The sequence below is a fragment of the Geobacillus jurassicus NBRC 107829 genome (assembly GCF_001544315.1).
Taxonomy (GTDB): domain Bacteria; phylum Bacillota; class Bacilli; order Bacillales; family Anoxybacillaceae; genus Geobacillus; species Geobacillus jurassicus.
The window spans coordinates 1-12,548 of sequence record NZ_BCQG01000076.1; the positions used below are offsets into that span (position 1 = coordinate 1).

At 57.4% G+C, this 12,548-nt stretch carries 12 protein-coding genes; 2 read left to right on the forward strand and 10 right to left on the reverse strand.

The features are described from left to right. Positions 1-232: 232 nt before the first annotated feature. From GJ1_RS16110 to nadB, 7 genes are all read right to left on the reverse strand, one after another. Complete coding sequence (locus tag GJ1_RS16110) at positions 233-967, reverse strand: YhcN/YlaJ family sporulation lipoprotein (RefSeq protein ID WP_066234621.1); 735 nt, start codon at positions 965-967, stop codon at positions 233-235. A gap of 117 nt (positions 968-1,084) precedes the next feature. Then, positions 1,085-1,825, reverse strand: a complete 741-nt coding sequence (gene nadE / locus GJ1_RS16115) for an NAD(+) synthase (RefSeq protein WP_066234623.1) — start codon at positions 1,823-1,825, stop codon at positions 1,085-1,087. 35 nt (positions 1,826-1,860) lie between these two features. Further along, entirely contained in the window at positions 1,861-2,805 is a 945-nt protein-coding gene (locus tag GJ1_RS16120; RefSeq protein WP_066234625.1) for a phosphotransferase, read from the reverse strand. Beyond that, on the reverse strand, positions 2,789-4,240 hold the full coding sequence (gene safA, locus GJ1_RS16125; protein ID WP_066234627.1) for a SafA/ExsA family spore coat assembly protein: 1,452 nt from the start codon (positions 4,238-4,240) through the stop codon (positions 2,789-2,791). Before safA ends, GJ1_RS16120 begins: the two co-directional genes overlap by 17 nt. Before the next feature lie 155 nt (positions 4,241-4,395). Further along, positions 4,396-5,499, reverse strand: coding sequence for a quinolinate synthase NadA (gene nadA / locus GJ1_RS16130; protein WP_066234630.1), 1,104 nt, complete (start codon positions 5,497-5,499; stop codon positions 4,396-4,398). A gap of 14 nt (positions 5,500-5,513) precedes the next feature. Continuing rightward, on the reverse strand, positions 5,514-6,344 hold the full coding sequence (gene nadC, locus GJ1_RS16135; RefSeq protein ID WP_066234632.1) for a carboxylating nicotinate-nucleotide diphosphorylase: 831 nt from the start codon (positions 6,342-6,344) through the stop codon (positions 5,514-5,516). Positions 6,345-6,360: 16 nt separating this feature from the next. Beyond that, positions 6,361-7,953: an L-aspartate oxidase gene (nadB, locus tag GJ1_RS16140; RefSeq protein ID WP_174520128.1), complete on the reverse strand. Its 1,593-nt coding sequence runs from the start codon at positions 7,951-7,953 to the stop codon at positions 6,361-6,363. 69 nt (positions 7,954-8,022) lie between these two features. On the opposite strand from nadB, the gene GJ1_RS16145 reads away from it, so the two are divergent. Both GJ1_RS16145 and GJ1_RS16150 read left to right on the forward strand, forming a co-directional pair. Further along, positions 8,023-9,147, forward strand: a complete 1,125-nt coding sequence (locus GJ1_RS16145; protein ID WP_066234638.1) for an IscS subfamily cysteine desulfurase — start codon at positions 8,023-8,025, stop codon at positions 9,145-9,147. A 15-nt stretch (positions 9,148-9,162) separates the two neighbouring features. Beyond that, a complete protein-coding gene (locus GJ1_RS16150) occupies positions 9,163-9,702 on the forward strand; it encodes a transcription repressor NadR (RefSeq protein ID WP_066234640.1) in 540 nt (179 codons plus the stop codon). A gap of 109 nt (positions 9,703-9,811) precedes the next feature. Here GJ1_RS16150 and pheA read toward each other — a convergent pair whose 3' ends face one another. Genes pheA through obgE form a run of 3 tightly spaced genes read right to left on the reverse strand, consistent with a single transcriptional unit; the run spans position 9,812 to position 12,444 of the window. Then, entirely contained in the window at positions 9,812-10,660 is an 849-nt protein-coding gene (pheA, locus tag GJ1_RS16155) for a prephenate dehydratase (RefSeq protein ID WP_066234642.1), read from the reverse strand. A gap of 21 nt (positions 10,661-10,681) precedes the next feature. Beyond that, positions 10,682-11,125 (reverse strand): transcriptional regulator ThrR, encoded by a 444-nt coding sequence (gene thrR / locus GJ1_RS16160; protein ID WP_066234646.1) that lies wholly within the window; start codon positions 11,123-11,125, stop codon positions 10,682-10,684. A 20-nt stretch (positions 11,126-11,145) separates the two neighbouring features. Next, positions 11,146-12,444 (reverse strand): GTPase ObgE, encoded by a 1,299-nt coding sequence (gene obgE, locus GJ1_RS16165; protein WP_066234648.1) that lies wholly within the window; start codon positions 12,442-12,444, stop codon positions 11,146-11,148. Between the last annotated feature and the right edge of the window lie 104 nt (positions 12,445-12,548).

Here is a 12,548-nt window from a genome sequence, read left to right on the forward strand (position 1 = left end):
CCCAGCTGGAAGCGGTACGCTAACGCTTAGAGGTGGGGACTTCTTGGATAATCCCATCTCATGGCAGGAAATGGACCTAGCGATCCCCGTGTGCCCCACGGTTCATTGGTTTCTTAGGCTGCGCCTAAGTGAAATTCATCCCCCACTTTCACTTCGTTTCGAAGTGGGGGACTTCTTTCGGAATTACGTTAAAGAAGGCGCCCCATCTTTTGGGACACCTTCCTCGCCTTTGTCACCGGTTGTTTTCCGGCCGTTCTTGAATCGTATCATCGATAAAAATGGTGCGCAAATCGCGGCGGATTTCTTCCATGTTGATCGGAGCGCCGCGGCGAAGCGTGTTGTCAATCGTGCGGATGCGGTGATACATGCTCGGATTGGATGTGACGCGCACCCGCTTGCCGTCAGCGTACGGAGCGACCGCTTTCGCGACGCGCCGCTCAAGCCGCTCCGGATGGCGGTCGTCCGTTGCAATGGCGATGAGCGCCTGGCCGCTATACACGACCGCGCGGGCGTCGTCGACTCCGCTCACCGCTGCGGCGCGGCGGGAGAGCTTTTCAGCCAAACCGCCGTCATAGCTTCGGTAGTACGACGGATGCGGGTCGACGTTTAACGAATGCAAATGCCCATGGTAGTTGTAATCGCCATCGCCGAAATCGACATCGGGCGGAAGAGCCGGAACGTCGGTGTCAAAACGGGTCGCCGCCGGTCCGCCGAGGCGGCCGCCGTCCGCCAAATAATCGGTCACCGGTCCGCGGCGCGCCCATATATAGTTGTTGTCATAATTGAGCGCATTCGTCCCATACCGGCCATAGCGGAAATCATCGCCACGCTCCGTCGAGTAATAGCCGATCGGTCTCGCCGCATCGTTGTAGCGCTGGGCTCCCTCGTCATTCGCCCCGTAGTTGGCGCACGAAGCGAGCAAGCCAGCGGCCGACAGCACACCAATCCATTTGACCGCGTGTCTCAATGGAAAAAACCCCCCTTGGTTTCCTTCGCCCAAGGCCTGGCGTAAAGCCAGCCCTACATTTAGCTTGCGGAAAACGCGGGGGGTTTATCGCTGTCAGTTCACACCAACAAGGAGCGACTAAAACTTCGGCGGCGCGATCGCCAACCGCCGTTTATGATGCGAACGTTCATGAAGCTGTTCAATAATTTTTCGATCGCGTTCCGGAATGTCTTCCCCTTTTAAATATTTATCGATCATTTCATACGTCGTGCCCATTTCGCTTTCATCCGTCTGCCCTTCCCATAATCCGGCGCTCGGCGCTTTTGTGATGATTTCTTCCGGGACGCCGAGCAGGCGGCCCATTTCGCGCACTTCGCCTTTTGTAAAGTGAATGAGCGGCACTAAATCGACCCCTCCGTCGCCGTATTTCGTAAAGTAGCCGGTATGCCACTCGGCGGCGTTGTCCGTGCCGACGACGAGATAGCCGTAATTGTTGGCGACCGCATACAACGTCGTCATGCGCAAGCGCGCCCTTGTATTTGCATCGCCAAGCCGCGCACGCTCTTCCTTCCACTCCCCGATGGCTTTCAGCTCGGCCTCGACCGCGCCAAACAACGTCCGGTGCGCCTCGGTCAAATCGATGACCAAATGCCGGATGCCGCAGCTTTTCACCACTTTCAGCGCATCTTCCATATCTTTCGGATTGCTTTTGCACGGCATGATGAGCCCAAGCGAGTGATCCGGAAAGGCGCGCTTAATCAAATGGGCGACGACCGCCGAGTCGATGCCGCCGCTGATGCCGACGACCGCCCCGTTTAAACCGGCTGATGAGACTTGGTCACGCAGCCATTGCACGAGTTTGTCAATTTTTTCTTGCATCCGTCCTCGACTCCTTTTTCCAAAGATTCCACCTTTCATTGTAACATAGCATAAAGGCGGCGAACAAACCGTTCTCTCCGCTGGCGGTCGAACACAAGGGGGCGGCGGCGCGCAGCGGCTGACCTCCATTCTCGAAACACATCAGCTGGAAATAAGAGCGCATGCAAAAACCAGCGTGTTTCCAACCAACGGCGAAGCGGGGCGAAACGGGCGAGTGTTGAATACGACCAGCCTATATGCGGCAAAAGGCGATTGGCGTATTGGCAATAGTCAAGCCCGGGCGAGGCAAGGGCGGCCGCGTCATAGTCGATTAGGTAAATATGGCCAGTTGCGGTGCGCAAAAAATTATGGGGGGCGACATCGCCATGAATGATGGCAGCAGGATCCGCCGCCAACTTTGGAGCATGCTCGCGACACGTTGATAGACAGTAATGCGCCCAGCGCAGCGTAAACAAAATGTCTTCTTTGTCCATGATCGTTTCAATAACAGGCAAATGTCGGCAAAACTCCTCATAGCGGCGCCGCCATTTGTCATACAGCTGCGCACGCGGCAGCCATATCGCCTCCTGCTCGCTGCTGGCGATGTGTGCCGTCGCCGCATGGTAACGCTCGAGCAAACGAAGTCCGCTGTCGGCGTCAGCACGATCGGCAAACGCGAGCGGACGCGCTCCAGCCATATATTCCGTCAGCAGCCAATAGCATCCGCCGGCTTCGACCACCCCTCCGAGCCCGATCGGCATAGGGGTCGGCGCGGCAGAAAAACCAGCCTTCCTTAACGCGGCAAGAAGCCAGGCGTGCCGCGCAGCCGCAACAGGCAAGCGATACGCCTTGGCGACAAACATTCCTTGCCGGGCGGCAATGACTAAGACATGCGGTTTCAATGCCACAACTTGTTGAATAACAAGCCGATATTGACGGTCAAGAAGAAAAAAGAGACGGCCGGCGGCGTCTCTTTTCACTTGGTTATTGTTCCTCGCCATGCCCGCTCTCCTCATCCGGCGGTTCGCTAAACAAACGCGGGCCGGCAACCGGTGGGGCAGACGATGGTGGGTAGGATGGCGGCGCATATCCCGCTGGGCTTGTCGGGTAAACGACGCCTGGCCACGGAAGCGGCGGTGTCGCTGGCTGCGGCGCATATCCGTATGGAGCCGGCAGGGCGTACCCTCCGTAGTACGGGGCTGGCGCATAGGCTGGCGCATATCCAAAAGGCGGATAGCCAACAGGCGAAGCGTACGCCGGAGGCGATGTATAAACTGGCGTTGCAGCGCCAGGCGGGGTGAAAACGACCCCCGCCGACGGGGCAAACGGGGCGGCAGCCCCAGGCCCAGGAAGCGGCGGCTCTAATGATTCGCTGCTGCTTTCGCTAATGCCGGGAAACGGCGCTGGACCGCTTTCCGGACTTTCGCCGCTTTCCCCGGCGGCCGGCGGCGCAGGCGATGGCGGATAGGCCGGCGGCATGACCGGCAGCGGCGGCGCGTAAAATCCGCTCCCCGGCCAAACTGGCGGCACTGGCGTACATCCTTGATCAGCGCCAAATGCTAGGGTCGTCGGCGGGGCGACAGGAACGTATGGAATGTTCGGCAGCGGCGGCGCGTCTTCGCTCTCATCTGCTGGTTCCCCTTTCCATTCGACTGGGCTTTCATTTTCTTCCTCTTTCGTCATGTCAGGCAAAATATTGCTTGGCTTCGGCGGAATCGGCGGCACGTTGGCCAGCGATTGAGCGAACGAAAGCTGAGGAGGCGGGGCCACCGGCGGAATCGTATGCACAAGCGGCGGCACAGGGGCGCCTTTCGCTTTTGCCGCTTCTTTTGCCTCCGCTTTCGGCGTTTTTGGCGCTTCTTTTGCCGTTGCTTTTGGCGCTTCCTTCTCAACTGTCTTTGGCGCCTCGTTTACCGATGTATTGGGCGTTTCATTCACCAGCGCTTTTGGCGTTTTGTTCACCGCCGCTTTCAGCGCCTCGCCCGCCGGTGCCTTTGGCGCTTCATTGATGAGCTCATTTGACGCTTTATTGGTGGACACATTTGGTGCTTTATTGATGGACACATTCGGCGCTTCATTCACTGGCATATTCTCCGCCTTCTTCTCCGGCGCTTTCGGTGCTTCATTCACCACTGCTTCGTTTTCCGAAGCAGGGGCAGCAGCCATATCGAGTTCTGCATCGATGTTGATCGAAACGAACGGTTTCGCCTCCGCATACGGATGCTCTTTTACATGCATTTTTTTGGATGACGCAGGTGCCTTCGCCTCTTTTTTGACCGGCACCCCTGCTGTCGGCACTTTGATTTTCATTCCGGGCATAATCATATTCGGGTCGCTCAAATGCCCATTTATTTTTTTCAATTGTTCAAAATCCACTCCATATTTTTGGGCGATTTTCCAAAGGGTGTCGCCCTTTTGGACAATATGGATTTTCACTCCGTTCCCCTCCTAAACCGAGACTGTTTGCGCTCGATCGAACCGATGCTTGTTTCCCATGATCGTCTTTCAACACAATGTATGACGATGATCGTTGATTTATGATAAAAAAATCCCTGGCCGAACGAGATTCCCCTCGTCGGTCCAGGGAAAAGCTAAGCAAGCGAAAGCATGCGGCCGAGCGCCTCTTTTGCCTCTGCGGCAATGTCTTTCGGAACGGTGATGCGGTTGACGACCTCCCCCTGCTCAAGCGACTCAAGCGCCCAAACAAAATGCGGCAAATCGATTCGATTCATCGTTAAACACGGGCACATATACGGGTTGAGGGAAACGATGTCTTTGTCCGGATGCTCGTGCTTCAGCCGGTTCACCAAATTCATTTCCGTTCCAATCGCCCACTGAGTGCCGGGTGAAGCGTTGCGGATCGTCTCAATGATATACTTCGTCGAACCGGCATAGTCGGCTTGCTGGACAACTTCCCAGCTGCATTCCGGATGGACGATGACGTTGATCCCCGGCTTCATCCGTCGAATATGCTCGATTTGCCGAACAGTGAAGTTTTCATGCACGGAGCAATGGCCCTTCCAAAGAATCACCTTCACCTTATCGAGGTCGCCCGCCCCGTGGAGCGTTTCTTCGTGCGGATCCCACACCGCCATCTCGTCAAGGCTGACGCCAAGCGCATAAGCGGTATTTCTCCCTAAATGTTGATCAGGCAAAAAGAAAATCCGTTCGTTTTGCGAAAACGCCCAAGCCATCATCTTTTTCGCATTCGACGACGTGACGGTTGCCCCGCCGTGGCGGCCGACAAACGCTTTAATCGCCGCGGTTGAATTGACGTACACAAGCGGCACGATCGTCTCGCCAAACCGCTCGATGAGCGCCGCCCACGCCCGCTCGACTTGAAAAATATCCGCCATATCGGCCATCGAACAGCCGGCGCGCAAATCCGGCAAAATGACCGTTTGGTCGTCGCTCGTTAAAATATCGGCGGTTTCCGCCATAAAATGGACGCCGCAAAACACAATATATTCAGCTTCGCTGTTTTTTGCCGCCAGTTGGGCAAGCTGAAGCGAATCACCGGTCGCATCGGCGAACTGAATGACTTCATCCTTTTGATAGTGGTGCCCCGGAATGAAAAGACGCCGGCCGAGCCGCTCTTTCACCGCGCGGGCCCGCGCTTCAAGCTCGCTTTGTTCCATCGTTTTATACCATTCCGGCATCTCATCAAGCTGTTTCAACTGTTCAAGTACGTTCATCATTCTCCCCTCCGTTATCGCAAATTGAAACTGATATCGAGCGCCGGGGCGGAATGGGTTAAAAAGCCGAGCGAAATGTAGTCGACTCCGGTCGCCCCGTACGCCGCTACATTCGCGAGTGTGATGCCGCCTGACGCTTCGGTGATGATCGACTTGGGCACGAGCTGGACGAACGCCCGCACTTCATCCGGCGTCCGGTTGTCAAACATAATGACATCCGCCCCGGCTTCGACCGCCTCGAGCACTTCGGCTTCCGTTTCCGTCTCCACTTCGATTTTCACCATATGCCCAAGCCGCTCCCGCACCGTCTTGACGGCGCGGGCGATCGACCCGCAGAAGGCGATATGGTTGTCTTTAATCATGACGCCGTCGTACAAACCAAAGCGGTGATTGTAGCCGCCGCCGCATCTGACCGCATATTTTTCCAGCATGCGCAGCCCCGGCGTCGTTTTCCTCGTGTCGCAAATGCGCGTGTGGCTGTCGCCGAGCAAGTCGACAGCTTGCCGCGTCACGGTCGCAATGCCGCTTAACCGCTGCAGCAAGTTTAAAATCACGCGCTCGCCGGAAAGGAGCGGCCCGACCGGCCCAGTGGCAGCGGCGATCGTTTCGCCGGCTTGGATTCGTTCGCCGTCCCGTTTCACAAGCGTTACTTCGATGCGCGGATCGAGCAGCTGATAGCCCACCGCAATGATGCCGACGCCGGCCACCACCCCGTCCGCTTTGGCAATAAACATGCCTGATGCCCGTTCATGAGCCGGAAAAATCGTCTCGCTCGTCACATCGCCGTCGCCAATATCTTCAAGAAAAAACTGCCGCAACAGTTGTTCAAGCTTCAATCGGTTCATCTTTCATCCCTCCGCTTTACCGACGAACCCAAAGATGGGCCCACTCTTCTTTCGTCCGCACAAGGCGCCTCCCACGCCAATCCGGGCGTTCATGCGGAAAATCGCTCCGGTAATGGCCGCCGCGGCTTTCCGTGCGGCCAAGCGCTGATGAAGCGACAAGCCAGCCCGTCAGCAGCATATACCCCGTTTCAATGTCCTCGACCGAAAGCGGCTCGAGGTCGCCATCGAGCCAATCCGTCAGCGAAAACTGTTCCAACCAGCCGACTGCTTCGCGCAGCCGCGCTCCGTCGCGGACGATGCCGACAAACGTTGACAACCGTTCGCGAATCAACGCCCGCCCCGGCAGCCGCGGCGCAAACGAGCGGCGCGGTCGTGGAGAGGGCTCTTGCCGCATCGCTTCCGGCCACGCCGCACGGCGGTTGATGGCGCAAGCCGCGCGGGCGCCAAAGACAATCGCTTCAAGCAACGAGTTGCTCGCGAGCCGGTTGGCGCCGTGCACGCCGGTGCACGCCGCTTCCCCGACGGCATACAAGCCCGGCACAGTCGTCTGCCCCCACTCGTTGACGACAACGCCGCCCATTAAAAAATGGGCGCCCGGTGCGACCGGAAGGAGGCCGGCTTCAAGGTCGACGCCATAGGCCTCGCATAGTGCGGCGATCGTCGGAAAGCGACGGCGAAAGTGGGGCACGCGGGAAATATTTAAATAGACGCGCCCGCCGCGGTCTTGCTCCGCTGCGATCGTGCGGGCGACCACGTCGCGCGGCGCAAGGTTGCGAAGCGGATGGACGCCGTCCATCAGCGCCCGTCCGTCTCCCGTCTCAAGCACCGCCCCTTCGCCGCGCACCGCTTCCGAGACGAGCCCGACCGCTTTTCCGCCGGCAACGAGCATCGTCGGATGAAATTGGATAAACTCCATATCCGCCACCGCCGCACCGGCGCGGTACGCCATGGCAATGCCGTCGCCAGTCGCCGTCGGCGCATTGGAAGTGAACGTATACAATCCGGCGCATCCACCGGTCGCCAACACGACGGCCGACGCCGGCCAAATGGACACCGAACCGTCTTCCCGCTTCGTTTTCACCCCGACGCAACGCCCCTCTTCCACAAGCAAATCAATCACCTGCTCGCCTTCTTCCATCCATACGCGTCCCTCGAGCCGCTCAAGCAAAAACGAAACGAGTGCTTTGCCCGTTTGATCGCCGCCGGCGTGCAAAATCCGGCGGTGGCTATGCCCGCCTTCAAGGCCGAAACAAAACCGGCCGCGTTCGTCCCGATCAAACGCCATGCCGGCGTTGATCCATTCTTGCAGCCGCCTCGGCCCTTCGCGGACGAGCCGTTCGACCATTCGTTCATCGTTATGAAAGCAGCCGGCGACCATCGTATCGCGGAAATGAGCGCGCCAATCGTCGCTCTCTGCCAGCGCCGCCGCCACCCCGCCTTGCGCCCGCCATGAATTGCTGTCGATGCGGCGTTTTTTCGTGAAAATGATCACATGTTCGTGCCGGGACAAATGATAGGCGACCGTTAAAGCAGCCAGTCCGCTGCCGACGATAATAATGCCATCTTCCTTCACTCTCGGACGCCCCTTTCTTTTCATCTGTCTTGACATCTATATTTACACATATTTAAACTAATGGCAAGAGGTTTGGCGAAAAAAATGATGCAAAGGCGGGGGAACATGATTTATTTGGATTACGCGGCAACGACGCCAATGTGCCAAGAGGCGATCGCCGCTTACGCTGAAGCGGCGTCCGTTTACTTTGGCAACGAAAGCAGTCTGCATGACATCGGAACGAAAGCGAAACAACTGCTTGCCATATGCCGGCGCGAACTCGCCGCCATGATCAACGGAGAAGCGGAAGGAATCTATTTCACAAGCGGCGGAACGGAAGCGAATGTGCTCGCGATCCGTTCGCTCGCTGCCGCCTACCGGCATAAGGGAAACCACCTGATCACGACCGAAATCGAACACGCCTCGCTCCATCACTTATTCAAGCAGCTCGAGACGGAAGGGTATGCGGTGACATATTTGCCCGTCGACCGATTCGGGCGCATTCGGCTTGCCGATTTGGAGCGGGCGATCACCCCGAAGACGATCCTTGCTTCCATCCAGCACGCCAACTCGGAAATCGGCACGATTCAGCCGCTTGCCGACATCGGCCGCCTCCTGCGGGCGCACGGCGTCCTTTTTCATAGCGACTGCGTGCAAACTTTTGCTAAAATACAGCTAGATGTTCAAAAGATAGGACTGGACAGCCTATCCGTTTCCGCCCATAAAGTGTACGGCCCCAAAGGGGTCGGCGCTGTGTACATCAACCCGCGCCGGCATTGGAAGCCGGTATTCCCGGGAGCGACGCACGAATCAGGTTTTCGGCCGGGAACGGTCAACGTACCGGGTATTGCCGCCTTCATTACGGCCGCGCAGCAGCTCCATCGACGAATGGCGGACGAACAGTCGCGTTTGGAACGACTGCGGAATCGGCTGCTTCACGCCATCGCCGCCAAACAGCTGCCGGTGGCGGTGGAAGGCCATCCCGATTTCCGTCTTGCCCATATTATCGGTTTGTCCGTCGCTGGGTACGAAGGGCAGCTTGTGATGCTTGAATGCAACCGCGCCGGCATCGCCATTTCCACCGGAAGCGCCTGCCAAGTAGGGCTGCAGGCGCCGTCGCGGACGATGCTTGCTGTCGGAAAAACGCCGGAAGAAGCGAAACAGTTCATCCGCGTCTCTCTCGGTGCAGCTACGACCGAAGCGGAGATCGACCAGTTCGTTTCCACCCTGGAACGGCTTATATCGGCATGAAAGGAGGCATGGCAGGTGAAAGAAGAAAAGAAAATTTTAGGGGAAAGGCGGCGCCAACTCATTTTGCAATGGCTGAAAGAAAGCGAGACGCCGCTCACCGGAGCGGAGCTGGCAGCGAAAACGAACGTCAGCCGTCAAGTGATCGTCCAAGACATTTCACTGTTAAAGGCGCGCAACGAACCAATCATCGCCACAAGCCAAGGCTATTTGTATTTAAAGCCGGCCGAACCGGCAAAAACGTACACGAGGACGGTCGCCTGCTTCCATACGCCAGAACAGACGAAAGAAGAGTTGTATTTGCTCGTGGATTGCGGCGTGACGGTCAAAGACGTCAAAATCGAGCATCCGGTCTACGGCGATTTAACCGCCTCGATCATGGTGAGCAACCGTTTGGAAGTCGACCAATTCATCGCCAAAATCGAAGCGACGAAATCGTCGTATTTACTGCAGCTGACGGACGGTACGCATTTGCATACGCTTGAAGCCGATTCGCTCAAGAAGCTCGACGCCGCCTGCCGCGCCTTGAAACAAGCCGGATTTCTCATCGAAGCATAAACGGCTTGTCTTGCCGCTAGGCAGCGATTCCGTGCGGAACTCAGCGCGATGGACCGTCTGATAAGGGAAATGCGGACGGCCATGCACCGTCCGCATGTTTTCGTCTTGATCAGGCAAAATAATATGGATAACTGCCCAACAGCTGCACCGTGCAGCCAAGCGCCTCAATTTCCGCGATCGCCCCCGGGATGAGGACGTCATCCATCGGGGCGTCGATGTCAATAATAAAAAAGTAGTTGCCAAGGCCCGTTTTCGCCGGGCGCGATTCGATTTTCGTCAAGTTGAGCCGCCGCCAGGCAAACGCGGACAGCACTTGATGAAGCGCGCCCGGCTGATCTTGCGGCAGCATGACGACCACGGTCGTCTTGTCGCCGGCATAAAGAGGCGATGCGGGCGAAAGCGGCTCCTTGCGCCGGCTGACGACGATAAAGCGCGTGTGGTTGTAATCGTAATCGTGAATGTTTTCTTGCACGATCGTCAAGCCGTATTCGTTCGCAGCCAACCGATTAGCGATCGCCGCCACCGGCAAGTGCGGATGCTCGCTCACGAATTTCGCGGCGGCGCTCGTTGACGTCATCGGCACTTGCTTCGCCCCTTTCAGCACTGTATGCAAAAACTTCCGGCATTGGGCGATGGCGTGCGAGTGGGAGTACACTTCCTTCACTTCGCGCCAATGCGGCGCATAATACGGATGCACCAGCAAATGCTGCTCGATCGGCACGACGATTTCGCCGATGATCGGCAGCGGCTGTTCGTGGATTAAATAGTCCAGTGTTAAATTGACCGATCCTTCCAAGGCGTTCTCGAGCGGCACGACGGCTGCTTCGATCTCCCCGGCCGCCGCCGCGTCAATGCAATCGGGAATCGTGTCATACGGCTCCCGCGGCTGCGACGGAAAAAGGAGAACGGCCGCCGCCTCAGTGAACGTCGCCTTCGGTCCTAAATAGCCGATTTTCATCTCGTTTGCCTCTCCCTTGCTTTAATACACTCCTGAGCCGACGATTTCGACTTTTTCGACAAATTCAAGCTGTCTGAGCTTAGCGAGGAGCTCATCGATTTCCTCATTCATATCGTTCGTGCTGACCGACAGCGTCACGTTCGCCCGCCCTTGAAGCGGAATCGTCTGATGGATCGTCAGTACGTTGCAGCCGGCCGCCGCCACGACGCCAAGCAGCTGCGACAACGTTCCGGAGCGGTCTTCCAAATGGAAAAAGAGCGTGACGATGTTTTCTTTCGTCACCGCTTGAAACGGGAAAATCGCGTCGCGGTATTTGTAAAACACGCCGCGGCTGATGTTGGCGAGCTGCGCCGCCTCGGCGACCGAGGCGGCTTTTTTCCGCTCAAGCAGCTGTTTGGCGAGTACAACCTTCTTCATCGCTTCCGGCAGGACGTCTTCGCGCACCAAATAAAATTTCTTCTCCACCGCACCTTCCCCCGCTTTGACTATTCGTCCCAGTCGTCGACAAACTCGAACTCGTAATCGAGCAGCCGGATCGTATCGCCGTCTTTCGCGCCGCGCTCGCGCAGCGCATCGTCCACCCCCATGGCCCGGAGCTGGCGGGCGAAGCGGCGCACCGATTCTTCGCGCGAGAAATCCGTCATTTTAAACAGCTTTTCGATTTTGACGCCCGACAAAATGAACGCTCCGTCGCTGGCGCGGGCGATCGTAAACGGCGGCTCTTCTTTTTCGTATTTGTACACGACGCGCTGCACGGCCGGCTCTTCCCGTTCATGAAGCGGGAATTCCGGCGTTGTTTCCAACAAGTCGGCGATGGCGAACAACAGCTCGCGCACCCCTTTCCTTGTCGCCGCGGAAATCGGAAAGACCGGCACGGCATCGCCGACTTTCTCTTTGAAGCGGCGCAAGTTTTCTTCGGCGTTTGGCATGTCCATTTTATTCGCGGCGACGATTTGCGGCCGCTCCGTCAGGCGCAAGTTGTACTGCTTCAGCTCCTCATTGATGACGAGATAATCGTTGTACGGATCGCGCCCTTCGACCGCCGCCATGTCGATGACATGGACGATGACGCGCGTCCGTTCGATATGGCGCAAAAACTGATGCCCGAGCCCGACTCCTTGATGGGCCCCTTCAATCAATCCCGGCAAGTCGGCCATCACAAAACTGCGCCCGTCTTCCGTTTCCACAACGCCCAAGTTCGGGACGAGCGTCGTAAAATGGTACTCGGCGATTTTCGGCCGGGCCGCGGAGACGACCGACAGCAGCGTCGATTTGCCGACGCTTGGAAACCCGACAAGACCGACGTCAGCGAGCAGCTTCAGCTCTAAAATGATGTTGCGCTCTTCGCCCGGTTCGCCGTTTTCAGCGATTTCCGGCGCTGGATTGGACGCCGTCGCAAACCGGGTGTTGCCGCGTCCGCCGCGCCCGCCTTTGGCGACGACAAACCGCTGCCCCGCCTCGGTCAAATCGGCAAGCACTTCGTTCGTATCGGCGTCGATGACGACCGTGCCGGGCGGCACTTTGACAATCAAGTCTTCCGCATTTTTGCCATGCTGGTTTTTCGACATGCCGTTTTCGCCGCGCGGAGCTTTAAAGTGACGTTGATAGCGGAAATCCATCAACGTGCGCAGCCCTTCATCAACGACAAAGACAACATCGCCGCCTTTGCCGCCGTCCCCGCCGGCCGGCCCGCCTTTCGGAACGTATTTTTCCCGGCGGAACGCGACCATGCCGTTTCCGCCGTCCCCGCCTTTGACATAAATTTTCACTTGATCGACAAACATGGCTGTTCCTCCGATTCGTTTCCGTCGTGACGAAATGAGTATGACTAATATTTATTATTGTATACAGAGTCGATTCCATGCTGTCAATACGTACAGCAGCGCTG